Origin of the sequence: Sphingomonas sp. 3P27F8, from assembly GCF_005502745.1 — a bacterium.
Classification (GTDB): Bacteria; Pseudomonadota; Alphaproteobacteria; order Sphingomonadales; family Sphingomonadaceae; genus Sphingomonas.
In genome coordinates this window covers 52,274-77,140 of the sequence record NZ_SCNL01000014.1, presented here as the reverse complement: position 1 = coordinate 77,140, position 24,867 = coordinate 52,274, and the positions used below count along the sequence as shown (strand labels likewise).

General features: G+C 66.1%; 31 protein-coding genes and 1 pseudogene. 5 read left to right on the top strand and 27 right to left on the bottom strand.

Annotated elements, in window-relative coordinates; genetic code table 11:
* Nucleotides 1-31: 31 nt before the first annotated feature.
* Complete coding sequence (locus FFS35_RS15705) at nt 32-295, top strand: DksA/TraR family C4-type zinc finger protein (protein WP_024310576.1); 264 nt, start codon at nt 32-34, stop codon at nt 293-295.
* A 381-nt stretch (nt 296-676) separates the two neighbouring features.
* Nucleotides 677-949, top strand: a complete 273-nt coding sequence (locus tag FFS35_RS15700; RefSeq protein ID WP_062126535.1) for a WGR domain-containing protein — start codon at nt 677-679, stop codon at nt 947-949.
* Here FFS35_RS15700 and FFS35_RS15695 read toward each other — a convergent pair.
* From FFS35_RS15695 to FFS35_RS15685, 3 genes are read right to left on the bottom strand one after another with little or no spacing between them, the layout of a single operon-like run.
* A complete protein-coding gene (locus FFS35_RS15695; protein WP_062126531.1) occupies nt 944-1,384 on the bottom strand; it encodes a hypothetical protein in 441 nt (146 codons plus the stop codon). The genes FFS35_RS15700 and FFS35_RS15695 overlap by 6 nt on opposite strands.
* The gene (locus FFS35_RS15690; RefSeq protein ID WP_063113157.1) at nt 1,381-2,157 is read right to left on the bottom strand and encodes an energy transducer TonB; all 777 of its coding nucleotides are present in this window, start codon (nt 2,155-2,157) and stop codon (nt 1,381-1,383) included. The genes FFS35_RS15695 and FFS35_RS15690 overlap by 4 nt, the downstream gene beginning before the upstream one ends.
* Nucleotides 2,135-2,350, bottom strand: a complete 216-nt coding sequence (locus FFS35_RS15685) for a hypothetical protein (protein ID WP_062126525.1) — start codon at nt 2,348-2,350, stop codon at nt 2,135-2,137. The genes FFS35_RS15690 and FFS35_RS15685 overlap by 23 nt, the downstream gene beginning before the upstream one ends.
* Nucleotides 2,351-2,475: 125 nt before the next feature.
* Here FFS35_RS15685 and FFS35_RS15680 point away from each other — a divergent pair.
* Together FFS35_RS15680 and FFS35_RS15675 are read left to right on the top strand one after the other, a co-directional pair.
* Nucleotides 2,476-2,928, top strand: a pseudogene (locus FFS35_RS15680) (transposase); the annotation flags it as partial.
* Nucleotides 2,902-3,399, top strand: a complete 498-nt coding sequence (locus tag FFS35_RS15675; protein WP_307718164.1) for a response regulator — start codon at nt 2,902-2,904, stop codon at nt 3,397-3,399. The pseudogene FFS35_RS15680 and the gene FFS35_RS15675, both read left to right, overlap by 27 nt.
* Here FFS35_RS15675 and FFS35_RS15670 read toward each other — a convergent pair.
* The 14 genes from FFS35_RS15670 to FFS35_RS20075 all read right to left on the bottom strand — a co-directional run bounded on the left by FFS35_RS15670 (nt 3,384) and on the right by FFS35_RS20075 (nt 15,319).
* Nucleotides 3,384-3,788, bottom strand: coding sequence for a hypothetical protein (locus FFS35_RS15670; protein ID WP_010409157.1), 405 nt, complete (start codon nt 3,786-3,788; stop codon nt 3,384-3,386). The two genes, FFS35_RS15675 and FFS35_RS15670, sit on opposite strands and share 16 nt — an antisense overlap.
* Nucleotides 3,789-3,884: 96 nt before the next feature.
* Nucleotides 3,885-4,376: a hypothetical protein gene (locus FFS35_RS15665; RefSeq protein ID WP_010409155.1), complete on the bottom strand. Its 492-nt coding sequence runs from the start codon at nt 4,374-4,376 to the stop codon at nt 3,885-3,887.
* Nucleotides 4,373-4,870, bottom strand: coding sequence for a hypothetical protein (locus FFS35_RS15660; protein WP_010409153.1), 498 nt, complete (start codon nt 4,868-4,870; stop codon nt 4,373-4,375). The genes FFS35_RS15665 and FFS35_RS15660 overlap by 4 nt, the downstream gene beginning before the upstream one ends.
* Nucleotides 4,867-6,021, bottom strand: a complete 1,155-nt coding sequence (locus FFS35_RS15655; RefSeq protein WP_010409151.1) for a nuclease-related domain-containing protein — start codon at nt 6,019-6,021, stop codon at nt 4,867-4,869. The genes FFS35_RS15660 and FFS35_RS15655 overlap by 4 nt, the downstream gene beginning before the upstream one ends.
* Nucleotides 6,018-6,875, bottom strand: coding sequence for a CsgG/HfaB family protein (locus FFS35_RS15650; RefSeq protein WP_010409149.1), 858 nt, complete (start codon nt 6,873-6,875; stop codon nt 6,018-6,020). The genes FFS35_RS15655 and FFS35_RS15650 overlap by 4 nt, the downstream gene beginning before the upstream one ends.
* The gene (locus FFS35_RS15645; protein ID WP_010409148.1) at nt 6,868-7,197 is read right to left on the bottom strand and encodes a hypothetical protein; all 330 of its coding nucleotides are present in this window, start codon (nt 7,195-7,197) and stop codon (nt 6,868-6,870) included. Before FFS35_RS15645 ends, FFS35_RS15650 begins: the two co-directional genes overlap by 8 nt.
* A gap of 26 nt (nt 7,198-7,223) precedes the next feature.
* Nucleotides 7,224-7,433, bottom strand: a complete 210-nt coding sequence (locus FFS35_RS15640) for a hypothetical protein (protein ID WP_010409146.1) — start codon at nt 7,431-7,433, stop codon at nt 7,224-7,226.
* A gap of 91 nt (nt 7,434-7,524) precedes the next feature.
* Complete coding sequence (locus tag FFS35_RS15635; protein WP_010409145.1) at nt 7,525-8,286, bottom strand: hypothetical protein; 762 nt, start codon at nt 8,284-8,286, stop codon at nt 7,525-7,527.
* Entirely contained in the window at nt 8,273-9,004 is a 732-nt protein-coding gene (locus FFS35_RS15630; protein ID WP_010409143.1) for a hypothetical protein, read from the bottom strand. Before FFS35_RS15630 ends, FFS35_RS15635 begins: the two co-directional genes overlap by 14 nt.
* The gene (locus FFS35_RS15625; RefSeq protein WP_010409142.1) at nt 8,994-9,320 is read right to left on the bottom strand and encodes a hypothetical protein; all 327 of its coding nucleotides are present in this window, start codon (nt 9,318-9,320) and stop codon (nt 8,994-8,996) included. The genes FFS35_RS15630 and FFS35_RS15625 overlap by 11 nt, the downstream gene beginning before the upstream one ends.
* Nucleotides 9,317-9,553, bottom strand: a complete 237-nt coding sequence (locus FFS35_RS15620) for a hypothetical protein (RefSeq protein ID WP_033967468.1) — start codon at nt 9,551-9,553, stop codon at nt 9,317-9,319. Before FFS35_RS15620 ends, FFS35_RS15625 begins: the two co-directional genes overlap by 4 nt.
* 2 nt (nt 9,554-9,555) lie before the next feature.
* Nucleotides 9,556-12,630, bottom strand: a complete 3,075-nt coding sequence (gene mobF / locus FFS35_RS15615) for a MobF family relaxase (protein WP_010409137.1) — start codon at nt 12,628-12,630, stop codon at nt 9,556-9,558.
* Nucleotides 12,631-12,633: 3 nt separating this feature from the next.
* Nucleotides 12,634-15,153 (bottom strand): type IV secretion system DNA-binding domain-containing protein, encoded by a 2,520-nt coding sequence (locus FFS35_RS15610; RefSeq protein WP_033967470.1) that lies wholly within the window; start codon nt 15,151-15,153, stop codon nt 12,634-12,636.
* Nucleotides 15,146-15,319, bottom strand: a complete 174-nt coding sequence (locus FFS35_RS20075; protein ID WP_154651477.1) for a hypothetical protein — start codon at nt 15,317-15,319, stop codon at nt 15,146-15,148. The genes FFS35_RS15610 and FFS35_RS20075 overlap by 8 nt, the downstream gene beginning before the upstream one ends.
* 635 nt (nt 15,320-15,954) lie before the next feature.
* Between FFS35_RS20075 and FFS35_RS15605 the strand changes: the two genes are divergently transcribed.
* Nucleotides 15,955-16,173, top strand: a complete 219-nt coding sequence (locus tag FFS35_RS15605) for a hypothetical protein (RefSeq protein ID WP_010409132.1) — start codon at nt 15,955-15,957, stop codon at nt 16,171-16,173.
* Between the two features lie 180 nt (nt 16,174-16,353).
* On the opposite strand, the gene FFS35_RS15600 is transcribed toward FFS35_RS15605, so the two are convergent.
* From FFS35_RS15600 to FFS35_RS15555, 10 genes are all read right to left on the bottom strand, one after another.
* The gene (locus tag FFS35_RS15600; RefSeq protein ID WP_010409130.1) at nt 16,354-16,908 is read right to left on the bottom strand and encodes a hypothetical protein; all 555 of its coding nucleotides are present in this window, start codon (nt 16,906-16,908) and stop codon (nt 16,354-16,356) included.
* A 1,116-nt stretch (nt 16,909-18,024) separates the two neighbouring features.
* Nucleotides 18,025-19,017 carry an SLOG family protein gene (locus tag FFS35_RS15595; protein ID WP_037494485.1) on the bottom strand — a complete coding sequence of 331 codons (993 nt, stop codon included), beginning with the start codon at nt 19,015-19,017 and terminating at the stop codon, nt 18,025-18,027.
* A gap of 573 nt (nt 19,018-19,590) precedes the next feature.
* Nucleotides 19,591-20,064: a hypothetical protein gene (locus FFS35_RS15590; RefSeq protein ID WP_062126517.1), complete on the bottom strand. Its 474-nt coding sequence runs from the start codon at nt 20,062-20,064 to the stop codon at nt 19,591-19,593.
* A gap of 138 nt (nt 20,065-20,202) precedes the next feature.
* Entirely contained in the window at nt 20,203-20,541 is a 339-nt protein-coding gene (locus FFS35_RS15585; protein ID WP_010409121.1) for a single-stranded DNA-binding protein, read from the bottom strand.
* A gap of 690 nt (nt 20,542-21,231) precedes the next feature.
* Nucleotides 21,232-21,489 carry a hypothetical protein gene (locus tag FFS35_RS15580; protein WP_062126514.1) on the bottom strand — a complete coding sequence of 86 codons (258 nt, stop codon included), beginning with the start codon at nt 21,487-21,489 and terminating at the stop codon, nt 21,232-21,234.
* Between the two features lie 136 nt (nt 21,490-21,625).
* The gene (locus tag FFS35_RS15575; RefSeq protein ID WP_010409116.1) at nt 21,626-21,892 is read right to left on the bottom strand and encodes a type II toxin-antitoxin system Phd/YefM family antitoxin; all 267 of its coding nucleotides are present in this window, start codon (nt 21,890-21,892) and stop codon (nt 21,626-21,628) included.
* Between the two features lie 268 nt (nt 21,893-22,160).
* Nucleotides 22,161-22,637 (bottom strand): DUF736 domain-containing protein, encoded by a 477-nt coding sequence (locus FFS35_RS15570; protein ID WP_024310589.1) that lies wholly within the window; start codon nt 22,635-22,637, stop codon nt 22,161-22,163.
* Nucleotides 22,638-22,824: 187 nt separating this feature from the next.
* The gene (locus FFS35_RS15565; protein ID WP_052192542.1) at nt 22,825-23,283 is read right to left on the bottom strand and encodes a hypothetical protein; all 459 of its coding nucleotides are present in this window, start codon (nt 23,281-23,283) and stop codon (nt 22,825-22,827) included.
* 321 nt (nt 23,284-23,604) lie between these two features.
* Nucleotides 23,605-24,126, bottom strand: a complete 522-nt coding sequence (locus FFS35_RS15560; protein ID WP_033967161.1) for a DUF736 domain-containing protein — start codon at nt 24,124-24,126, stop codon at nt 23,605-23,607.
* A gap of 165 nt (nt 24,127-24,291) precedes the next feature.
* Nucleotides 24,292-24,819: a hypothetical protein gene (locus FFS35_RS15555; protein WP_033967159.1), complete on the bottom strand. Its 528-nt coding sequence runs from the start codon at nt 24,817-24,819 to the stop codon at nt 24,292-24,294.
* Nucleotides 24,820-24,867: the final 48 nt, after the last annotated feature.

The window sequence follows — 24,867 nt, the reverse complement described above, 5'->3', positions numbered from 1 at the left end:
CCCCAAGGTCAAAATCGAGGAGCTTGCGGCGATGGCAAATGGATGGGCACCCGATAGTGCGGTGCAGGACCAGATTGATGCAACGATCATGGACGCGGTTTTCGCCGCCCGATCGCGTCTGCCTTCCGGCGAGGGTAGCACCGACTGCGAGGTGTGCGGCGACGAAATCCCCGCGAAACGCCGCACGGCCATACCCGGCGTAAGAACCTGTGTCGCCTGTCAAAGCGAACGCGATAAGCGCCCCACCTTCACCGGCATCAATCGCCGGGGCAGCAAGGACAGCCAGTTGCGCTGATGACGAATGGAGGGCGGCCAAGGCCAAGAATCCGGTGTATTGTACGACGGAGCTGAAGGCCGCCCAATAGCGAGGCCGAACCTCAGTCGCAGCAGCCGCGCTTGAAATGCCGGATCAGGAACCAAACGGCGCCGGCCAGGATGGCGACGATGACGATGCCCTGAACCATGTGCCGCCCTCCGTTCGCGCAGCTTCATCGATCTTCTAGCAGGCTTCGCCATCTCGGTCATGGGCAAGCCGATCGGGCGGTGTTCAACGGCTGAACACGGTGTATCGAAATCTGCACCACGGGCGCGCTGATCGCTTTTGTGAATCACCGCCCCCGCACTGATTCAGGAATGTCGCCGGACTTCGCGGGCCTGATTTTGTAGGCTTTGCGCCATGAATGGCGCAGCTCTCCCGCTTTGTGATCCGATCGAGCTGGTGGCGCTTGACCCGGCCCGCAACGTCCGGCGCGGCTACAGCATCACCGCGAGCCTCGACCTGTTCGGCATGATCTTGGTGGAAACCCGCTGGGGCCGGATCGGCGCGCGCGGTCAGGCCCGTTCCCACGCCTTCGCCGATCGCGAGGCGGCCGAGCGCCATATCGCCGCGACCTTGCGCCGGCGCAACTCGGCCGAGAACCGGATCGGCGTCGCCTATCGGCCGCTATAGGGCGGACCCGGCCCCGCTCGCGTGATTTCCGCGCAGCCGCGCCCCATAGAGGGTATTCGGGCCGAGATGGATGCCGAGCGCATCGAGCAGGCCTGCGCAGCGGGCGACGGCCGCGATCAGCAGCGGATCGGCCGGGATGGCGCGGCCGTGGCTGGTGATACGCTGTTCCTGCGCGAGCCACGTCAGCAGCAGCATTTCGCCCTCGCCGACGAGGCGGGAACCGGGCGGCAGCACGGTGATGCCGTGGCGGGCCGCCACGCGGCGCAGCTCGGCGAAGAACAGCGCTTGCGACTTCGCGGCCTGGCGCGACGGCTCCGAGGCGCGGGCATCTTCATCGGCATGGAAATGCTGTTCGTCGCCGCGCAGCATGGCGAGGGCGCGGCGTTCGAGCGCGGGGCGGCGACGCAGCGCGATCGGGGAGAAGGGCGCGCTCAACGTAATAGGAACTCCACAGGCACTACCAGCTCGATTTCGTCGGGCCGTTCGGGCGGAATCTTGGGGAGCGGATCAGCGCGGCGCAGCGTGTCGAGCGCGGCCTGATCGAGCGCCGGGAAGCCGGAACTCCGCACCAGCGACGAGGATAGCACATGGCCGTCGCGGTTCATCCGGAACCGGATATAGGCGACGCCTTGCTGGCGGGCGCTCTTCGCCGCGCCGGGATAGCGCTGGTATTTCTGCAAGCGGGCGAGAACGCGGCCCTCCCACGTATCGGGCGCGTTGCTCGATACCTGCGGCGCGGGGGGCGCCGGCGCCGTCTTGGGCGCGGCGGTTTCCGGTTGCGGGGGCGTCGGATCGACGGGCTTCACCGCTGGCGCGGGTGGGGGCGGCGCGATCGTCGGGACCGGGATGATCGGACGCTCGACCGGCACGACCTTTTGCGGCGTGGGCTGGCGCTGGTGCTTCTCGACCGGCTTGGGCGCCTCTTTCGGTTTGGGCGGCGTCTCGGGCGGCGAGGCGAGCGGAAGCAGGCTCACCACCAGCGGCGCCGAGGGCGGCGGCGGGTTGAAATGATGCTCGAACGTCAGGAGCAGGCCGGCGAAGGCCACGGCAAAGACCAGGCATGTGCCGAGAAAGCCGAATATCTTGTGTTCGGGCGGCGGGGCATAGGGATGCCGCTCGACCGGGAGCGGCAGCACGATCGGCAGCGTTTCGGCATCGTCGCGCGCCTGGCGCGCGTCGTCGCCGTCAGGGCGCATGGTGGCGAGCATGTTGCGGCCTCCCTGTCGGTCGCAGGACGTGGCGCGCGATCACCAGCAGCGGGATCGCCAGCGCCGCCCACGACAGGCACCACCAGATGCCGCCTTCGCCGAACAGCGCCGAGAGCAAGCCGAACAGGGTCAGCGCCGCGAGGGCGATCGGCCACGACCATTGACGGCGAAAGGTGGAGCGATGCCGTTTCATCACTCGGCCGCCTCTAGCCCGGCTTATTCATCGGGTTCGGTCAGAAGGGTTGGCGGGAGTGGTTTAAGCGATTGCTTTGATGTAGGAAAATGGGTGTCTAGGCCATTCCTGCAGCGAGGCAATTTATGCCACGGACCACACCCGCCGGGAGCGATGATAGCGCGCCGGGATTTTCGTTTCCAGCGATCGGGCGCAAGAAGATCACAGCCGCGTTCGACGGAGGTCGGCTCACCTCGGATGGCGGTGTTCTGCTGCTGGCACAGGCCGAGCGCGCGATGGGGCTTTGCCGGCGGCTTGCGGCTTGCATTGCCGATCCGCGCGATCCTGCGCGGGTGATCCATCGCCTTGATGACATACTGCGTGCCCGCGTGTTCGCGATCGCGTGCGGCTACGAGGACGCCGATGATCTCGACGCTCTGCGTGACGATCCGGGCTTCCGCCTGGCGCTGGGCAAGCTGCCGGGATCGGGCGCGGGGCTGGCCAGCCAACCAACGATGAGCCGGTGGGAAAATGCGCCGACCACACGCGAGTTGGCCAGGATGATGTCCGCGATGATCGACATCTACTGCGCCAGTTACGATTGCAAGCGCCTACAGATACAGGCGGTTGTAGAGGTGATGAACACTTCGACCGTACCTTTCGCGCTCGCGGTCGATGACGTCCCGATCATCCTGATGGACATGACGCTGATCCTGGAGGACGCCGGCTTTCGCTGTCATGAGGCGATGGACGGCGATACCGCGATCGTGCTGCTGGAGGAGCAGGCCGACAACACCATCCTGCTGTTCTCCGATGTCGAGATGCCGGGATCGATCAACGGCTTTGCGCTGGCGCGTCATGTCGCACAGCACTGGCCCTGGATCGAGATCGTGATCGCCAGCGGCAATATCCGTCCCAATCCGGGTGACATGCCCGAGAAGGCGACGTTCATCCCGAAGCCCTTCTCGGCTGCGATCGTCCACGAGCACCTCCGCAGGACGCTGCCTGACGGCAAGAAGCCCGCGCCGCTGAAGAATGCGGTGACGACGCCGGTTCAGCCGGGAGCCTGAGCCACCCCTGCCGAGGCGAGCAACTGCGCGTCGGTCGCGTCGCGGTTGTCGATCCACCATTTGGCGTCCGCGATGCCGAGCAGCGCCGCGCCGGTTTCGACGCTATCGAGAGGTTGATCCTTGCGCAGCAAGGCGATCCGTTTCGCGCGAATGGTCGTTGCCCAGCTGACCTGTCGTTCCGAGCCGTTGAGCGGCGCCAGCGACAGATGGGCAACGGCTTGTTGCGAGGCCGCGGCGTCGCGCTCGTTCTCTTCCTGGCGCTGCTTGCGGTAGCACGCGCCGCAGACCGTCGTGCGCAGCCAGGTGGCCTTGCGCTCCTGCTGCGACGCGAACCCGGCAATGAAATGGGTTTGCTCATGGCCGCAGGTGTGGGTGATGCGATGGTCCATGACGTTCAGCCTGTCATATGGGCCGGATTTGTTCCAGCGGGATTGAGTCGAGCCGTTCGGTTCCGGCGACCGATGCTCGCGGCATGAAGATGGCGATCACGACCCGAGTGGGCTGCTCATCACCAGCACGGTCGCGCGCGCGATCGGCGCCGGCGCTACGCCGGCTCTGAAGGGGGCGACCGCCCCCCACCGCAGCGACTTGGCGACGGGGCGATAGCTGACCGGATGGATGCCATCCCGGCTCGGTTGCGCCCGCAGCGGGATGACGGTGTCGCCGAAACGTGCCGCGATCGACGTGACAATGGATGACGCGCGCAGGTCGTAGGGGGCAAGCCAGGCCACCTTGACGGCGGTGGTTCGCCGCCTGAGCGCAAGAAGGTTGGTTGGGAGCGCCGGACTGGCGGCATCGTTCGACCCGAGTGCGATGAGGGCGACGGTGGCGGCCGAAGCGCCCCTCACCCGCCGCTCGATCTCGGCCGAACCGGCACCCACGCGCGCATGAACCTCGCAGCGTATGCCCTGTGCTGCCAATGCCTGCGCCGTGCCGACCGCGGTGCTGTCGCCCAGGATCAGGCAGAAGGGAATCATGGCCGACCAGCCTGATGGGCAAGCGGTTTTCGTGGAGTGGTCATGTCGCCGTAGGCAAGTAGCCCGAAGATGGCGACAGCACAGCCGGCGATGCCGAACGCTGCGCGTGCCAGCCCGATCAGCCGCGCCTTGCGACCCTTGCGAAGGTGGTTCCACCCTCGATCGAGCGAGGTACGCCAGGACAGCCAGCCATCGCCGATATCGCTCGCGCCGAACATCGCGATGGGGATCGCGACGGCCAGCATGATATGCCGGATGTCGGCGCGGGCGATCACGATGGCGAGAAAGGTCGCGACCAGAATGAACAGCGCGATGGCGTTGATGACGCTGTAGAGCGGGCGCAGCCGAAAGATCCGACGCGAGGGCGCAGCGAGGTAGCGCACGATCGGACGGCGGCAGGTGTCGCAGACCAGCATGTGCTGCCCCAGCGGCCAGCGGCGCATCGCCTCATGGCAATACGGGCATTCGGGCCGGGGCAGGCTGATCATATTCATGCGACGTGGCCGACCCTGATCGCATCGGGAAGTGCAGCCCGGATCACGTCGGCGACGTCGGGCACGCAGATCCAGTTGGAGAATCTCGGGTTCCAGATCGCCTTGCCCTTGCACAACGCGGAAAGAACCTCCCTGCCGATCTCATCGTCGCGCGCGGCCCTGAATGCGATGCGGCCATCTGGCAGTGTCCGCTCGACGATCCCGGCGCATACCTCGATAGGTGCGCCCGCCTTGACGGGAACCGCCTTGGCAGGGGGCGATACCTCCAAAACGGTGCATTCAACCGCTACCGATGTGGAGGGACTTTGCGCCGGATGAACAGTGACAGGCTCTGCCTCGACGTACGGCGGCAATTCCGGCACAGACGCGGCCTGGACGATGGGCATGTTGATCGGCCCAGACGGGTCGCCGGTATGAGACGTATCGGCGGCGTCCGTGCTGTCAGGAACGATGCCGAGGCGGGTATAGATATCGCCCTCCTGGACATGGTCGGCGATGAGCTGGTCGGCGATCTCGACCATCTGCGCGGCGGTGACGCCGGTCGAAAACATTCGTCCCAGGGGCGATGACCCGCCGAACGGCACCCAGGCTTTGTAAAGGTTGTCGCATTTGTAGATCGGCTCGTCGCTGCCGATTTTGGAACGGTCGATCATCGCGGTGGGCGGAACGGACACGAATACGCCGACCTCCGCGAACGCCCTGTCATGCCCTTTTCGCTTCAGCCACGCCTGCAGCACCTTGCGTTGTCGTTTGGCCTGTTCGACCGGATTGGGGATGTTCTGCGGCTGACGTTGCGAGCGATACCAGACCATCCATTCGCCATGCTCGTTCTTCGAGATCCGGCCAGAGTAGTTCTTGGATTCGAAGATCGAGGCGGTGCGCGACGCCCGCGACAGCAGGATATGATCGAACTGCGCGAACCCGCCCTGCCCGTCCGGCAGGCGCAGATCGTGGATAAGCAGGTTGCGGTCGTTGTCAGGCCCGAATTGGTGATCGAGCATATAGGCGGTCTCGCGCTCGCCCCGCATCCCCTGGCGATGGTTCCGCACCGTCGATCGCACGCGCTCGGGGAGAGCCGCGAACTCGTCGGACGCCATCACTTCGTCGGCAAATGCGATCTCGGCCGCGCGGGTCGATTTCTTGCGGATCATCGTTTCGGCGTTCCCGGATTTGGCTGCGGCAGCGGTTGAACCGCCTGCGCCGGTAGCGGCGCGGAGGCGGGAGGCACCATTGCGGGCGGCTTGGCCGGCACCAGCCTCGCCTCGAGCCGTGGCCGTGCATCCTCGATCAGCTTGCGGAACGCATCGAGCGTCGCCAGCGTGGTGATCTTGCCGATGTCGGTCGAGGCGTAGCTTCCACCGAGCGCACCCACGCCAAGGCCGAGCAACAGCCCACCGCCCACGACGCCGATATCCTTCTTGCGCGCCGACCCGCTGGCGACCGCTTCCTGGATGCCGGTGTTCACGTCGACCAGCGTCATCAGCACCTGGCTTTCGAGTGTCTTCGACTTGAGCCCGACCGCCCCGCCGAACACACCGCCGACCCCGCCCCCGCTCTCACGCGACTTGGCGTCGGAATAGACCACCTTCACCTCGATCAGATAATCCGCCTTGGTGACAGGCCGGGTTGTGGCAGTCCCGCCATTGATCGCGCGTTCGCGTTCGAGCGCGCTGAACGCCTCGCCGCGATCGGCGACGCGGAAGCAATTGGATCGCGCGATCATCAGCTTGACCAGTGGCAGCGCGTCGACGCGCGCGGTCGAACCGCCGTTCTGCATCTCCGCCATGCGCATGAGCGCCTGCAGTTGCGGCGACAGGCCATCGGCCGGGTTGGCGGCCTTCTCCTCAACCAGCGCGGCAACGCCGAGCGGCACCTGGCATTGCGGCACGGCGGTCGTCTCGTCGACGCCGGTGCCGCCCTGCCCCAGCTTCTGGGCGTGGGCCATTGAAGGTGTGACGGCCGCGAGCGCGGCCGTCACGACGAGCATGCGGGTGCGATCAAGCACCGGCGCCCGCCTTCTTCGCATGCGCTGCGGGATCGCAGATCCCGGCACGCTCCTCGTCCGCCGCAACTTTCTTCGCGGCTTCGTCACAGTCCTTGCAGTCGGGACAGTCCGCGCAGTCCTTGCATTTGCCGTTGTGAAGCGCGTGCGCGCGATAGCGCGCCTTCTTCGCCTCGACCTCGCGCGCGGCATCGGTGCCGGCATGACTTCCGGCGAAGCTCGCCATCGCGAGCAGGACCGGCGCCGACGACTGCGCGCTGGCGGCCGACGGCAAGGCCACGGAGAGGGCGGCAAGCCCCAGCGCGGCGATCATCTTCAGTTTCATCGTGTGTACTCCTTCCCTGGCCGTTTTCAGAAGAAACCGTTGCGTCGGCCGTCGCGACGGTCATCGTGGCGGGCGCTGCTGTCGCCCAGCGCCGAGCGCCGGACCTCCAGCTCAACCCCGTCCCCCTTGCGGCGAATGCGGACATCCTGCGGGGCGATGTTGTTGCGCTTCGCCCAGCGGTCTGCGTCGGCATCCGAGCCGAACTCGCCCATTTCCTCGAAATCCCAGTTGCTCATGTCTCCTGTCCCGGTTGATCGCCGTGCCGGCGCGCGGGGGCCGGTCCTGGCGGTGCGATGCGAAATCCCCGCGCGTGGATGAAGGACAGTGTCACTGGATCGAGGCCGGTTTGGCGGCGATGCGCCGGACCACGAGATTGCTGTCGGCCCCCAGACGAAGATCGAGCGTGTGCCCGACCCGTCGCGTGAACAGCATCACGCCGGCAACCTCGTCGTGCAGCGTGCCCTTGCCGAAGAAGGTCCGAGAATCTGCCCATTCGCGGCCGTGGATGAAGCGGACGCGATATTGGCCGAGCGGGGCTGGCACGGTGACACGCTCGAAGGCGCGGACATAGACCGACAGCCGGTTCTTCGCCGTCGCCGGATCGAGCAGCTGGACGATGCTATTGTCTGCCGCACCCTGAATGGTCAGGTGGCTTCTGACGGTTCGCAGGTCGACGCTGGAGGAGACGGCGACCGTTCCCGATTCCGGAAAACCGGTGTTCGTCCCCACGATTGACGCGAACAGGCTGGAGGTTGCGCGCTTGATCTGGCCCTGCCCGGCCCAGGCCGCAAGGACCAGTGCGATGGCAACACCGACGCCCAGCGCCTGCCAGTAAGGGGCCGGCGTGAAGCGCGGGCGGGGCCGCCATCGACCGCGCTGATAATCGTGGCCCCTGTTCCTGGCTTCGAACCACGACCCTTTCGATCCGCCAGATATCCAGCTCGCGCTCCCCAGCGGCACCGATTTCCTGAACCCGAAGCGGTTCAGCTCGACCCGTGCCTTGCGATCGTTCCATTGCGTCGCACCGGGATCGAGCCCCTGCCGCTTGCGGTAGCGATCGCGCATATAGTCGCGATCATCGATGCCCATCGACCACCTCCATCGACTGCGAGGGGAGAGCCAGGGGAAACACGTCCATTCTGGACAGCATCGCGTGATCGCGCAGCGAGGCCTCGACGGCGACAACCTCGCTCGAAGTCAGTCCAGGTTCGCGTCGTACGAACAGGATGGTCGACGCCGATCCTGCCAGCCAGCGCGCGATGGAGATCCTGGGCATCAGCCGGTCGTGGTCGGCGAAAGCGTGGGTCGCTCGTCGCACGCCGGCCAGCACGGTCATTCCCCAACGCAGGGCGTGACCGTTTCCAGAATCGTGTCCCGCCGCCTCTGCGACGGCTTCCGGCGGGAGATCCCGTATCAGATCGCGGACGGCCGAAAGGGTCGCACCAGGTTCATCGCCGGCATGCTGGATCGCGCGGAGCAGCACATAGCGCGAAGCGCAGGTGTAGCCCGAGCAAACGTCAGGATCGTCGGGAAGGAACGCTTCGATCGCGGACGAGCGTGCATAGTCGCTCGGATGGTCTGCGAAGAAGTCCCAGTTGCCGCGCGCGGGGTCGATCAGCTGGTCGCGGACCTGGTCGGCGAGTTCGGCGATCGCGTCGCCATCGCCGAATACCGCGAGCCGGCCCCCGTCACCGGCGCGGACCGCTTCAAGCGCCGCTTCCGTCAGATCCGCGGTTTCGGCGATCGTGAGGGTCGCGTGCGTCGGCTCGGGTTGGCGCCGGAAGCGAAAAGGGAAACTACCGTCCACCGGGCGTACCTTGGGTTGCGGGCGGAACGAAAATTCCACCATCGGTGTGAAGCGACGCGCTGACGATTCCGCATCCGACCGCCCAGGCGAAGGTGAAAGCCGCCACCGCGGCCGCCAGGAGTCCCGCCTGACGCAACCGGCGCGTCAGCGGGACGATCATGCGTGGTGCGGTTGACCGTGGCTCCACGGGCTTCCTGCGGGCCTGATGGCCATACTCGGCCGTTCCCTCGATCGCGTCGCAGGGCGGCGTGTCGAGCCGCGAGGTCCGACCGATGCGGGGAGGCCCGTGCATATAGTCGCGGTCGGCGAGGCTCATCGTGCTGGCTCGGACCGGACCCGGAGGGCACGCAGCGCGCGGGTGAGCGGCAGGAGTAAGACGTAGGTCAGGCCGAAAATCGCGGCCATCGCAAGCGTTTCGCCGCCCCAGTCGAGCGCATCGTCGCGCCGCGCGAGCTGGCTGCATTGCGTGAGCGTATGAGTGTCGAGGTCGCAGGCGTGCCAGTGCTTGGTGGCGATCACCTGGTCCCAGGTCGGTGGTGATGTGGTCATGCTCATAGCTCCAGTCCGATGTCCTTTTCGGGGTAGGGAAGTTCAGGCCCTTTGGGCTCGACCGGGACGCTGAACCGGGAGAGGTCGAGCGAGGGATCGGTACGGATGTCGATCTTGCCGCCGGTCGAGGGGCGGGCTGTATCTGCGCTCGGCTCGCCTCCGACTTTCTCCGGTCCGCGATCGAGGTCGGGCGGCAGCGAAGGGTTGAACGTCTCGCCCGCGCCGGCTTTCGTGGCTGCGCCGGCAGCGCCGCGATCGGGGTCGATCGACAGCGCGCCGGTGGTCTCGAGCGCCGAGGTCTTGTTGCCCTCGTTGCGCTCGATCGCGGCGGTCAGCTTCTCGCGGTCGTCGGTGAACAGCTGGATGTCGTCGCGGACGCGCGTGACGGTGACGTTGAACAGCCGCTGGTTGGAGAGGTTCGATTCCCTGTGGCTCATCACCGCGATCGCGGTGTCGGTGGTGATGCCCTGCGCCGCGTGCATGTTGAGCGCGTAGGCGAGGCTGATCCGCTCCATCATCGGATCGCCCGCCTTCAGCTCGTGGAGGGTGCCGTCGCTCGCCTCCACCTTGATCCCCGACGGGTCGGCCGAGACGACGCGGGCGATATCGTTGTTGTTGAGGCCGCGGTCCTTGTCGTTCTGGGTCCAGCGGATCTTGTCGCCCTCATGCAGCTTGATCTGCTCGCGCTGGGCGAGCTGCATCGCGTCGGTCTTGTCGACCGGCGATATCTTCTGCGGATCGAAGGTCCGTACCCGGTTGCCGATCTGGACCTGAACGCGCCCCTTCGCGTCGACGCCGAGCACGTCATAGGTGCCGGGGCTGAGGCCGAGCTCGCGCATGGCATGGCGCAGGTCGATCACCTGGCCGGGCTTATAGGTATGCGCGTAGCGGAGTTCCTCGCGCGTGACGTTGACCTTGTCGAGGACCGGGGTGACGACGCCGTCCCCTTTCAACGTGCCCTCCGCGGCGAGGCCGTCCTGGATGCGCACGTTGAGCTCTGCGCGCGCGACGCGGCCCGACGAGAACATCGCGGTGGTCTCGCGCTGTTCGGGGGTTAGGCCCAGCCAGTGTTCGGCCGCGGCCTTCACATGCTCGGGGTTGGCGGTGACCTTGTCGCCGAGCATCGCCATCGCCTCGCGCACCTCGCCGCGGTTGGTCAGCGCGGCGACGGTGCGCAGCTGCTCGGTGCGCTGGCGCAGATTCTCGTCCATCCGCGCCAGCGTGATCCCGCCGGCCTGCGCGAGCGCGAACGCCTTGCCGGCGTCGACCGCGGTGATCTGCTGGCGATCGCCGATCATCAGGAAGCGATCGACGCCGAGCGCATTGGCGATGCCGACCAGGTGCTTCATCTGCTCCGAGCCGACCATCGAGGCTTCGTCGAGGATGAGCGTGGTGCCGGCGAGCGCGTCTCGCGCGCCGTCATAGCCCGCGCCCTTCCCAGCGAGCGCGTGGCGGGCATAGCTGTGGACGAACGAGGACACGGTGCGGCTCTCGATGCCGGCTTCGGCGCCGAGACGATCGGCGGTCGCCTTCATGAGCGCGAGACCGACCACCTTGCCGCCTTCCTGCTCGACATTGCGCGCGACGCTCGCCAGCATGGTCGACTTGCCGGCGCCCGAGACGCCCTGGACCGCGACGATGCGATCGGCGGAAGTGAGCGCCATCGTCGCGGCCGCCATCTGCCCTGCATTGAGTTCCTTGTCGCCCGATGCGGCGTTGATCCGCTCGATAACGGTGTCGGCGGAGACGATCACCCGCCCCTCCCCCTTGCCGCGCTCGATCTCTGCAAGGATGCCGCGCTCCGTCGCGAGCGCCTCGGGCGTCGTGACATGGGTGACGACGCTGTCGATCCGGTCATCCTTGCCCGGAATCAGCTTCTCGTTGCGGATGAGCTCGGAGACGCGCGCGTCGACATGCGCGGCGGTGACACCCTTCAGCCCGAGGTCGAGCGCGGTCCTGGTGATGTCCGGCACCGCGAACGCGGCTTCGCGTTGGGCATGGATGCGGATCGCGGAGGCGACGGCGTGCTGGGCGCGCAGATCCACCGGCGCGATGCGCAGCCGGTCGAGGCCGCTGGCGACGAGCGGATCGGCGGGTCGGAATAACTCGCCCAGGCTTTCGCGGAGATTGGCCAGGACGTCACCGAGGCGCTCCATCGGTCGTGGCTGGGCATCGAGGCCGCTGGCGCCAGCACGCTCGCGCGCGGCATCGACCAGTGCCTTGCCGTCGAATCCGAGCGCGGCCGCCCGGTCACGCCATTCCTGGCGCAGGGCATCGCGATCCTCGACGTTCAGCTTGGCGTCGCGGGTATTGTTGGTCACCTTGCGCAACGCCTCGGCGGAGGTGACACCGAGCTCGCCGGCTTTCGCCAGGATATCGGCGCGCCGCTGGCTGAAGGTGTCGATCACCTCCTTAGGCACGCCGGCGATCTCGAACTGGCCGTGCTTGCCGGTGACGCTTGTTTCGTAGCCGATCTTTGCCAGCTCGGCGCGAAACTGGGCGTGATAGGCCGCGCCGATCGTGGTGTTGTTCTTCCAGAGCTGCTGGTTGTGGAGCGCCTGCCATGCCCCGTTCGCCATCTTGGTCATGTTGGCGATAAGGACGTGGATGTGGCCCTGCGGATCGAGAGCGCGGCTCGTGTCGTGCTGGAACAGCGCATAGACGAGGTTGCCGGTTCGCACCGCATCCCCTGACCTGGACTGATCGTAGGTGCGGCCTTCGGCGAAGGTCTTCTCGACCCATCCCATCGTCGCCTTTACGGCGTTCATATGCGCGGTGAGGACACGGGTGTCGCAAGCGACATAGGCCATTACGCTGGCGGACTTCGGCATCGAGAAGGTCAGGTCGACACCGAGCCTGCGACCCTCGACCTGCCCGACCTTTTCGCCATCGGGCATCTCGCCGTTGAGGATCTTCTCGAAGTCTTCCTTGGTCACCTCGCCCTTGAGGCCAAGGTCGGCCGCGCCCACCCCGCCCCAGGCGGTCGCCTCGGACGAATGCTCGGCGGTGTAGTAATCGTCCTTGGCGAAATACTGCGCCGCGCCGGAGGCGGACTTGACGGAAGCGACCGACAGCATCGGCTACATCCCCATGTCCATGTCGTCATCGATCTCCGGCGAATGATCCGGGCCGTGATGACGATGGTGGTGATCGGGGTCGCGCTGCGTCGCAAACCCATCGCGCAATTCGCGGGTCGCCTGGTCCTCGTGGCGATCGGCATCACCGCGATCGGACCGGCTTTCCGGGGCATGGCGTGACGCCTCGCCGCGCGTCGGATCCACCCCGCTCTGCGGACCCGCACGGTTCTCGATCAGGGACATGCCCATGCCGCCGAGTTGGGCATCCAGACTGGATGAACCTCCCGTCACAGGCTTGGAAGGTTCGCCCCCGACCCTCGTTGCGGCATCCGACGCGCGGACGGCATCGACGCCGGTCGGGCTGCTGGCGACGCCCTTGCCGGTTATCTGATCGATCACCACCGGCAGCGACCCGGTGACCTCCATCGCCGCAGCCGCCTTTTCAGCCTCGCTACGCGGCTTCTCGGGCTGCGAGGCGGTCAGGTCCGGCTCTTGCCTTTCCTTCGCCTCCACGCCCCCCACAGGCCGTGTGGGGGTATGCTCGCGGCCACCCTCACCCCCCTCATCCGCGCCATTGTTCCGGGTGTTCTGACGACGCCGGTCTTCCGGCGAGACGTATTCGGTAGGCTTGAAGTTCTTGCGGGGCACCGCCCCCGGCGCGACCTCGGCATAGGAGCGGTATTTGAGTTCGATCCGCGCAGCGGGAAATCCATCGGGAAACTTCACGAAGCCGTGGAGCGACGGCAGGTTGTTGATGTCGTCGGGGATGACCAGCGGCTCGATCGCCGTGCGAGGCGTGAGGGTCGAGGCGTCGCGGGTGTTGTTGTAGCCGTAGCTGTAGGCCTCATCCATCTGGCGGACCTCGCGGCTGCCGATGAACTCGGAGCACTTTTCGGCTGTGGTTCGATCGGCGGTGGCGAGGATCAGCTTGGTGCGCGCAAGTCCGGTGAGCGCGGTCGCGTTCTGCAAGCCATAGGTCGCGACCAGCTTGTCGAACGAGTGGATCCCAAGGACGAACGCACCGCCGAAGTTGCGGGCCGACTGGAGGCCATGCTCGATACCAGGAAGCGCGTGAAGCGCATGGACTTCGTCAAACAGATACCAGGTCCGCAGGTCACGGGTCTTGGGCAGGCGCATGAGGTTGTTGACGGCCAGATCGATCCACAGCGTGAACAGACCGCGGGTCATCTCGAGGTCGTTGTACGAGCCGGTGATGAACATGATCGAGCCGTCGCGATTGTCGGTCGCGATCCAGTCGCGGATCGAGAAGGCGGGCGGGCCGCCCGGGACAGGGTCCGGCATGAAGCGTAGCGCCTGTCCGTTGACGTTCAGAACCGAGCGGATCGATTCCGCCATGCGGGCGGCTTTCTCGGTCGTCAGCGGGGCGGCGATGGTGTCATCGAGCTTGGCGTTGATCGACTTCAGATCGGCCTGCATCAGGTGGTGCGCGATCGCGGCGTTGTTCGCCTCACCCATCTCTTGAAGCTTCAGGCACATCTCGATGAAGAGCATCCGCGCGGCGTTCTGCCAGAACGGTTCCTTGTCGTCGGGATGCGAGGGAATGAGGGCCGATGCGGCCGAAACGAAGTCGGCATAGTTGCGGCATTCGTCGAACAGCGTCCACGGCGCGCAACGCTCGTCCATAGGGTTGAGAATGACGTCGGTTTCTGGGTTGTAGAACGTCTCCACGAACACGCCGGTCAGGTCAAAGATGACCGCGCGATGACCGCGCGCGCGAAGCTGCGAGACGTGGCTGCGCAGCTGGGTCGTCTTGCCGGTGCCGGTGGTGCCGATGAGCATGGTATGGCTCTGTTCGAGCCGCCACGGATAGGGGATGCCGGCGATCGTGTATGGAACGTGGATGCCCCGGTCGATCCGATCGAGGATCGGAGCCTTGGCGACGAGTTCGGGGACGTACGGCGGATCGTGTTCGGCGCACTCGGTGCGGAACTTGCGTCGGTTGTGGCCGCTGACAGTTTTGACGAGCACGTCACGCTCGACCAACAGGGCGCCGCGGTTGTGGCGTTCCTGGAGCATGTCGCTGCCGCGCTTGTTTGCCCACATGATGAACCACATGATGATCGGTGCTGCGATGAAGGCCGACATGACGAGTGTCGTCAGGAAGATCTTGACCGTCTTCGCCCAGGCATGAACGACATGGGGTTCGTAGGGGACGTAGCCGATCGGAACCTTGGTCACGATGCCGTTTGGCAAGGTCAGGTTGATGAGGTGGAATTTGTCCCCGCCGACCCACGTCCAGATGGCGGAATAGAGCTTCATCAGGTCGAGCTGGAATTCATGCTCGGCGAGGCCCAGCCAGACGAAGATATTGAACAGGACGATGAACGTCCCCAGCCATATCCAGATGGGCACCTGGAGGCCCGCCCAGGTCATCTTGTACTGACTGGCGAGAAGCTGCGAACCGCGGGTGAAATTGCCCGAGTTGCGGGTGATCCGCCCCCGCGCGGAATGGTGCTTTACGGTCGCCGCCTGACCGTTGAACCGGATGTCGCCGCTACGCATGGAACGTCGCCAGGCGCTCCTTCGCGGCTTCGCGAAGCTGGGGTACGACGTCGCCGTGATCGCGTGTGATAATCACGTCGATCGCCGCCTGCATGTACTCGAGAACGAGGACCGCACGGGTGATGTTGAAAGTATGCTCGGCCTCAGCGAAACGGATACCGAACATAAGCGCAGTGCGCGCGGCCTCAGACCGGGAGCACGACCGTTTCGCGGCTACACGATCAAGTGCCGCAATCTCTTCAGACGAAAGTCTGAAAGCTATCGTCGAGTTAGACATTCACCACCCACTTGAAAGTGGCTGGTGGGGTTTTCGGAGAGTGGAAAATACTACAGCCTGGTCCCGAGGTATAGAGTGAAAACGCATTCACCCTGCAAACAGGGATTTTCGCGCGTTCTCAAGCGCTTAGGGGAGAACCACCAAGGCGTTTGCAGGGGCAAACATGTTTGCCCCTGCAAACACCGGCAATTACAGACACTTAACCTGCGGCGTGCCGCGTACGGTGTGCAAATCCTTAGGGACTGTCGCGGTGGTGGTGGCATCATGGCTGGATGTCCGATCATTGGACTGGGTTCCGGGAGAGTAAGCGCCGCAGGCAGGCGACCACCGGACTGGACCGAAGGGTATTGGGCGGAGCAATCCCGCCCGACGACGGACCTGGCCGAAGGTCAGTGTCCGTCGCCTCATGCTGGTCCGGTAAAGCCGGACCAGCGAGCGATTATGAGTGTCGCTATTGTGCCGGTGGAGCGGTGCTGGCATCGTGGGAAATGGAGGCCGATCCACGATCAGAAAAGGCAGGTCATATGGCACGGAGTATCGAGCAGGAACGGGCACAGCTTGAGGCGGACGAACAGCGGCTCAACGAACGCCGCAAGCAACTGGCCGATCGTGAGCGTTCGGAGCTGCTGAAGGAGGTGGAACGGTCGGGGTTGATGAAGGCCGATCCTGCCCAGTTCAGCGCGATCATTGGAGCGATCAAGAAACTCGGGATCGCCGAGACCGTGAAGCGCCTGACCGCGTAAGCGGGTCAGCGCGAAAGCGGGCTCAAGCCCATCATGCAAATAGAAGGGGAGCTGCCGTTAGGCGCTCCCCTTTTCAATGCTTGGGCCGAGTTGGCGAAGCTTCGGTCCATTCAGGCATAAGAATGGGGAGCATCGAGGCGAAGCCCGATGCTCCCCGACGCGATGGCGACTGGAGGGAGGCTATCCCCAGACCATGCGTATCCCTTCACTGGTGTCGGCCTGAGCAGCGAGGGTGTCGAAGCGTTCGAGGTAACGACCATCGAGGCGACCAAGGTCGCGGCGAACATAGGGCTGGCCGAGTGTTTCGCGTAGTTGCCCGATGGGCATGCTGCCGCAATTATCGTCCGAAAGTCGTAGCGCGTCGAGGACGTGGAAGGCGTTGCCGTTCGCGAGATTGATCTCCGCTGCGCCGTCCGGGGTGCTGGCGACGCGCATCGTGATCGTGCGGGTCGCGTCATCGTGCCAGAAGCGCACGTTGAGGCCACGGAACTGGGCTTCCTCGACCACGGCGATGACACCCACATCGTGATCGAAGATCGCGCAGATCGACGCGAGCGACCAGGGGCAGACGCGAGCTTCGAACGAGCACGACACGAGCGGGTCATCATCCTCGTCTTCGAGCAGCTGGCCACGTTCGCGGGCGAAGGCGCGGAACGCGGCAAGCTGGCGGGCGGTGATGACGGCGGGCGCGGCGTCGGCTTTGCGATCGACGCTGAGGAAGAAGGTGATCGACATGGTCTGTCTCCCATTGGAACCATCATCTCCGGTTCCCCTCCCCTTCCGATCCGTCAGGATCGGCATGGCCGATCACGGGGTCATGGGTCGGTCCGCAGGACCGGGTGCCCGAGCGATGCGTAGCTGGTGCTCGCAATGCGCAGGCATTGCGGCACCGCGAGCGAGCCGGGCTTCGGTCGGACTGCGCCGGTCGATGCGTAGCGAGCGCGACACGCGCAGGCGTGGCCGCGATGCGAGCGAGACGGGCGCGGTCGATAAGCGGGTGCGATCGGCACGAGCGAGGCGTAGCGAACCGGCGATCCGAAGGGATCGCCGTGAAGCGAGCGAGCCGTGCCGGTCAGCTCCTGCGCGATGGCATCGGCACGGTGCGATGCGCAGCGGCAGCGCAGGCGATGCGACGGCATCGCCGCGCCCGCCAGCGAGCCGTGCCGATGCGGCAAGCGACATGCCGGGTGAGACGCGCCGGTCGATGCGTAGCGAGCGCGACATGCGCAGGCGTGGCCGCGATGCGAGCGAGACGGCGTGGCCGATCAATGGGTGCGATCGGCACGGCGCGATGCGCAGCGGCAGTGCAGGCGATGCGACGGCATCGCCGCGCCCGCCAGCGAGCCGTGCTGATGCCGCAAGCGTGACGCCGGTTGAACCGCGCCGGTCGATGCGTAGCGAGCGTGACACGCGCAGGCGTGGCCGCGATGCGAGCGAGACGGCGCGGTCGATAAGCCAACGCGATCGGCACGGCGATGCGTAGCGAACCGGCGATCCGAAGGGATCGCCGTGAAGCAAGCGAGGCGTGCCGATTGGTGTTCAACGACGATCGCCAGTCGTATCGGCCGAGGCGTAGCGCGCTGGTCATCGCATTCAGCGATGACCGCAAAGCGAGCGAGGCGATGCGACGGGTGTCGGTATCGACCCCGGCACCGGCGAGGCGTAGCTGGCAGTGGCAATGCGACGGCATTGCCCTGCCGCGAGCGAGCCGTGCCGAGCGGGCAACGTGGCGTGATCGACCGATAGGTCAGTCCCACGCGGCGCGATGGGGCTCGATGCCCCGGAGCGCCGCCCAGGGCGACGTAAAAAAGGGGAAGGACTCCGGTTGCCCGGAGCCCTTCCGTGGGTGCGTCAGGCGCGGCGGCTGCGCTGGCTCGGCTGCACCGGTGCCTGTCCGTCCTTGCGGAAGACGTGGAGCGGTACGCCGGCGGTACGCAACTTGCGAGCGAAGTCGATCTGGACGCCCGATCCTTCGCAGACGATCGCTTCGACGGGACGCAGCGAGGCGATGCGGTCGTTGCGGAGGAACCCGCCCCGGTTGCCGTGGCGCTTGTCGAGGAACATGCGCACCAGCTTGACCTCGCGCGAGGCCGCCCACGACGCTGCGATGGCGTCGGCACCCTTGTTCATGGCGGTGGTCATCAGGACCATCGACGGGATGCGACGCTTGATCTGGTCGAGGCGTTCGAAGAGCTGCTCGTGGTCGTGCCATTCCATGCCGCCCGAGAAGGCGACAATCGGGCCGCTCGGGTTGTGCTCGTCCCGACGCTTTGCCGCGCGTGCCGCCAGATAGTCGGCACCGTCGATCATCGAGGCGGTCAGCTTGGACGACACCCTGCTGCCGCGGACGGTCGAGAAGGGCCGTCCGGTCTCGACGCGATACACGTTCCCGGCGTGGTCCCGCATGCAGCGCATCGCCTCGGCGCAATTCTCGAGGGTCTGGCAGAGCAGCTGGGTCTCTTCGAGCTCCACCGCGTAGATCTCCGAGGGGTCGTAGCTGCGCACCAGGTCGCCAAGTTTCTTGGCGGCGTCATCCTCACGGCCCTCGATGCGCTTGGCCACCATGTGGAAGCTGTTGACGAAGCCCCATGCGAGGTCGGCGGCGAACTCCTCCATGCGAGTGTCGCGGAACACGTCGAACATCGTCGCCAGCATCTGCTCGACGGCGTGTGCGGCCTGCTCCGGGTCGGGCATGTCCAGCTTCTCGGCTTCGCTGACGATGGAAAGCTTCGCCATCTCGCTCGCCTCGATGAACGCCCCCTGATAGGTCTCGGTGGTGTGCTCGTCGGCGCGGCGCTCGTTGATCGCGCGGCCCATGTCGTTGAAGTTGCTGTACTTGGTCATGATAGCCTCCATGAGTTGAAAATCTCACCTTCTCTCGGTGAGGAATCTCATCCGGCATGCGGCGGTCAGGGCGGTCAGGGACGTTAACCGGGAAGCCGCGGCCCGCAGGGTCGCGGACCCCGGTTAACGCTCGCGCGCGGGGGAGCCGATTTTCTCGTGCCCTGGAGGCGGAGCGAAGCGGAGACGGAAGGGTGCGTGAAAATTGGGGGGACCGCGCGTCCTTGACGGCCCGCCAACCCCGCATGCCAGACTTCCTCATCACAGAGAGAGAAAATATTATGTTGTGGTGGGCACGCCGGGTCGGACCGAGCACGGGCGGCGGTGATGCGCCGGCACGGCGCAGCGCCGCAAAGGCAGCGCCAGTGAGCCCGGGAGGGCGAGCCAGCTGCCGCCGCCCGCGCGCAGGACGCCCGGCGCCGGCATAGGGATCGTCACCCGCAGGGCGGAGACCCCGCCAGGGGGCTCCGTGAGGCCCGCCAGGGCCGAATAGAGCCCGGTCCCGCCCACAAGGCGGGACGCCCCGCCCTGCCCCTCTACGGCCGTCCCACAGCCAGCACAGCAGGATCAGCAGGATCAGTCCCATTCATACTCGCCACCGTCATCCCCGGCATCGTAATCCGGCATCTCCTGGATTCCCGGGTCGTCTGGATCGCGGTTGGCATCGGGGTCCTCGCCGTGCGGGTCGGTCTGGATATCCGGTTCGGTTGCGAACCGGATATCTTCACCGATCCGGTCAGCAATGTCCGGCTCGACCGCGCTGTCATCGTCTAGCCAGCAGGAACGCGGACACTGGAGCAGCTGGTGACCACGATGGACGAAGGGCTGGCCGTTCATCAGGATGGGTCGCTCGGCGAGACGCCGGCAGGGTTCATTGCGACGGTTGCGGAAGCCGCACGGCACCGCCAGCGGGGCGAGCGCGACGGCATTGCCGTCGTGGTCGCCGCCGGCGGGTGCCGGCTCGTCGACCCGAGCGACCGGGTCCGGTGCCGCAGGTATCGGCTCGGGCGCGAACGGGTCGCCGTCGAACATGTCGCGCTGGACGGTCATGGTGCCGGACCTTTCAGGTGAGCGCGCGCTGGCGCAAGGCCGCGGTGCGAAGCACCGTGGGCGAGGCGTCCTGCGCGGGCGATGATGAAGCATGCGCGAAGGGCGACGCCCGCAGGCGCCGCCCGGTTCGCTGGCCGGTCAGTAGAACTCGGCGCGATCGGCGATGATCTCGCAGCCGTAGCGGTCGTTGCCGTCGCTGTCCTGCCAGCGGGTGTAGTGCAGGCGTCCCTCGATGGCGATGAGGTCGCCCTTCTTGCGGTTGCCGGCGATCGCCTTGGCGAGGCCGTTGAAGCAGGTGACCTTGTGGTATTCGGTCTCCTTGACGGTGAAGCCGTCGTCGCCTTTGTAGGTGTGGCCGTCCTTGTTGAGCTTCGGGCGATCGGTCGCCACGAAGATGGTCGCGACGCTGGTGGCGCGATTGACTTCGCGCAGTTCGGGGGTGCGGGTCAGGCGGCCGACGAGGTTCACGTTGTTCATGGCATTGCCTCCTTGGGTTGGTCGGCGGTCCGTCCGCCGGTGTCACCTGAAGGGCGTCGCGGTTCGGGGCGTCGCACCGGAGGGCGAGCTGGGCCGGCGCGCAGGCGGCGGGCCTGGTCGACCGGAGGGGAACCCCTTTTGCAGGGGTGGTGCGGGCAGCCGCGCGAAGCGCGGCAACACGGCCCTGCCAAAGGGGTTGCGAGGCCCCGGGGCGCGGCGCAGGTGACACGAAACGGCGGATGGGCCGTCGATCAGCCCAAGGTTCCCGCAGGCATTGCCATGGACAAACCTCGTGAACCGCTCATGTCGGTCGCCTGACCCGTACCCCCGAACGACCCGGCGCGAAGGCAGGCGTGCCGCCAGCGTCGCTCGCTGACCGACGTGGTGCCGCTCCGAAGCTCGACAAGGACGGCCGCGCCCGGGCGACGACGCACCGGCAAGGAGACCGGATGCCGCAAGGTCGCCCGACGGCCGACCCTCGCCAGGGCGATCGCCGGCAACCGCATCGGACCTGGGCGTCCTCATCGCCATAGGGGGCAAACGCCTGCCGATACCCGCTGGCAGAACAGCGACGGCTTTACGCGCCGCCCGGCTGCGGGATCATCGCCGATCGTGATGATCTTTCCACTCGGCCAGCGAACCGGGCTGTGTCTGCGGGCGCCGCCCTTCGGGTTGGCGAGGATCGATCGCCTACTCGGTTCGCCGGGTGGGGGTGATCCGATGCTCGACGATCAGCGCCGCGACACGTTGTACGATGCGGCTCGGCACCTCGGCGATGATGGTGCTACCGTCGTTACCGGCGCGAACGTCGGGTCCGACCCATGCGAAATCGTTCACGTCGTCCCACACGATGCGTGATCGGTCATCGAGGCCGAAGGCCTCAATGAATCGCGGCGGCAGAGGGATGGATGCAGCCGGTGAATAATCGCGCGTCGTCAGTGGCACCATCAGGACACGGAGCCTTCCGGCTGAGCGATAGCTGCCAACCACCATGCAGGGGCGGAGTTTCGAGCCGTCCTCGTCGCCCCGGTTATGTTCATGCCGCCAGAGGTAGAAATACCAGATCAGGTCACCGGCTTGCGGTTCAATCGACGTACTGATCGTTCTGGACGGACCCGGCGCTGGGCGTCGCGGTCCTGATGGCGTGGATGGCTTCATCGCTCAACTCCTGCGGCGAGAGCGCGAGGTGATCGAGGCGGGACAAGCGTTCGAACTCGGAGGCGGGTAGCATGACCACGCGGGCAGCGCCGTTGCGCTCGATTGCGATCGGATGCGTCATCGCCTCGTCGTAATAGAAGCCGAACCGCTTCGACACGTCGGTCGATCTGGCCTTTTCGATTGTAGGGGTCATGGTTTCCCTCATCTTTCGTTACGCGGCCGGGGATCGATTAAGCCCTGCGTCCCTCCAGGATGGGACCCTCATCTGGTCCTGCCAATGTTGTAACGGCCATCTTTCTGTTACATGGGAATCCGTATCTTCCGTAAAACGGAAGACAATCCGTACACCACGGACCGCGCGGCTGCAACAGGCACTAACGGCAACAGGGACCGCTTCGGCGATGAAGCGATCCCCGTCGAGGTGGCGATACGGGCGACGCGTCAGCGCCGCCCGATGCCGGTCAGACCCTCTCGTCGACCGGCGCGGTGCTGGCACCCAGCCCGTCTCCGGTGTCATCGCCTGCGCCCGAGGTCGCCACGTCACGGCCATCGGCGGTGAAAGGCAGCGCGGGTTCGCCATCGTCCGCCTTGACCCCGAGCGCGGCACCGACGTCGCGGCGCTTCTGGGCGCGCTGCCACACGACGTTGTACGAGCCGTCGTCCTGGCGGAAGGCCGAGACCTGGAGCGGCGCGGCGAGCGACGGATCGTCGATGCGGCCGTTGAGGAACGCCTCGCCGGTGTTGTTGGAGGTGAGTTCAAAGAACGCGCCGACCTGCACCCACGTCCGGCCCGGGGTGAGCGCATGGATCTCGTAGCGCGGGGCGCGCGGATTGGACGACTGGACCGGCTTCAGCGCGATCGTCATCGCGACCGCGAGGGTGGAAATGCGGCCCATGAAGATGCCCGCGTCGTTCTGCTTGATCTGACCGATGTTCATGACGTGTCTCCTGATGTCGTGCTGGACCCCATGTCCTCGACACCGATCTTCAATCCTCCTCCCCTCCCCGGCCCTTCGGCCGGGCAGGGCGCGATGAGCGCCCCTCACCGACCGCGTTCTTCACGCGGACGGTGGTGCGTGCGGGACGCGGATCGGGCTAGGTCAGGAGGATGTGCCGATGGCGCTGTTAGCTATCGGTCTCAGGCTTTCCCGGGACGATGGAGAGCGCAGGCGGTTTGAAGCCACCCAACCGGAAGTGCTCACCGATCGCGGCGAGGTCACCTAGAGCATTGTATTCCTGAAGCGTCAGCACGACGCTTTCGTTGTCGTCGGCCGAGAATATCGCGCGCGGACCATGACCTGGCCAGACCCGAACCTCGGGCGAGAACGACCCGGGCGAGCCTCCCGACCACGTCCTGAACGGAAGGTCGTTGGTGCAGCAGAAGTCCTCGATATCCTCGATATTGCCGTTCTGGACCTCGTGAGCATGGAGGCGCAGGGGTTCGCCGGATGTAACGGATTCAAGCGGTTCTCCCCCCCATTCGGTCGAGAGGCCGTAGAAATCGGCGAGTTTGTACAGTTCGGGCAGTCGATCGGCGGGAAGTTTCCCCCCGATCGTAATGGAGACGGAGACGCGGTCGGCCATGTCGGGACCTCGTGATGAAGTGGACGTGCCGGTCCCGCGAGCGGTGTCATCACCATTCGCCCGGCTATCCATTCATCACCCCCTTCCCTTGAGCGTGGCCCAGGTTCGAACTGCGATATCCTGTGCTTATACGGCGATAAAGCGAAGGAATAGCTAAATTATCGATCCGATACGGTGTTGAATCGGGACTGGAGCCCATGAAGCAAAAAAAGGGCGACGCCGTGTGCCGGCGTTGCCCCGAGTTTCGGCGTGCGGGAGCGAAAGGGGGCGCGCCCGTGCGCCATGCGGTGCCGTGAGGGAGTGCACGGCACCGGGGGTGGATCAGGCGTCCTCGGCGACGCGCTGGCGGCGACCGCGGCCCTTGCCGACCGGCTCCTCGACCGGGGCGGTGGTTTCGCCCAGGCCGTTGTCGGTGGTGCCCGCATCGTGATCGGGGCCGTTGCCGACCGGGCCGCCATCGGCGCCGAACGGCGGCGACAGATCGTCATCCGCCTTGACGCCGAGCGCGGCACCGACATCGCGGCGCTTCTGGGCGCGCTGCCACACGACGTTGTACGAGCCGTCGTCCTGGCGGAAGGCCGAGACCTGCAGCGGCGCGGCGAGCGACGGATCGTCGATGCGGCCGTTCAGGAACGCCTCGCCGGTGTTGTTCGAGGTGAGTTCGAAGAACGCCCCGACCTGCACCCACGTCCGGCCCGGGGTGAGCGCGTGGATCTCGTAGCGCGGCGCGCGCGGGTTGGACGACTGGACCGGCTTGAGCGCGATCGTCATCGCGACGGCGAGGGTGGAAATGCGGCCCATGAAAATGCCCGCGTCGTTCTGCTTGATCTGACCGATGTTCATGACGTGTCTCCTGTGATGTCGTGCTGGACCCCATGTCCTCGACACCGATCTTCAATCCTCCTCCCCTCCCCGGCCCTTCGGCCGGGCAGGGCGCGATGAGCGCCCCTCACCGACCGCGTCTTCACGCGGACGGTGGATCGTGCGGCAGGCGGACGATGTCGGTGCTCAGTGGGCGAGCTGGTCGGTGAGCGCGGTGCCGATATCGGCGTGCGCCGCGGCGAGCGCGCCGATCGCGCGGCTGACGACGTCGGTCGCCTCGTCGCTCGGATCGATGCACCAGCATTTGCCGGCGTGGCGGATGTCGATCAGCCGGTCGGACTTGTTGTCGATCCCGAACGTGTAGCCTTGACGCTGGTCGAAGCCGGCGACGGTGACGTCGGTCGTTTTGGCCTTGATCGTGACGACGGGCGCGACCGCGGGGGTCAGCAGCACGGTATCGCGCGGCGTTTGCGCCTGTGGGACCAGCGCGGGTGCGGGCGGCTTGCCGAGCGTCGGCATCTTCGGGATCGGCACGAGGCCGTTCACCGCGTCCTGCGCCATGTCGGCCGCCATTGCGGTCGCCATGAAGATGGCGGTGCGCGCGAGATCCTGGGCGATGGCTTCGCGGTGCGGCTCGGTCAGCGTGGGCAGGAGGTGGCAGAGTTTGGTGTCGAGCGCGAAGGCGACGGGCTCGGCGTTGGGATCGATGCACATGATCGTGACCTTTCGGCAAAATGCCCGGACCCCATGTCCAGGATGCCG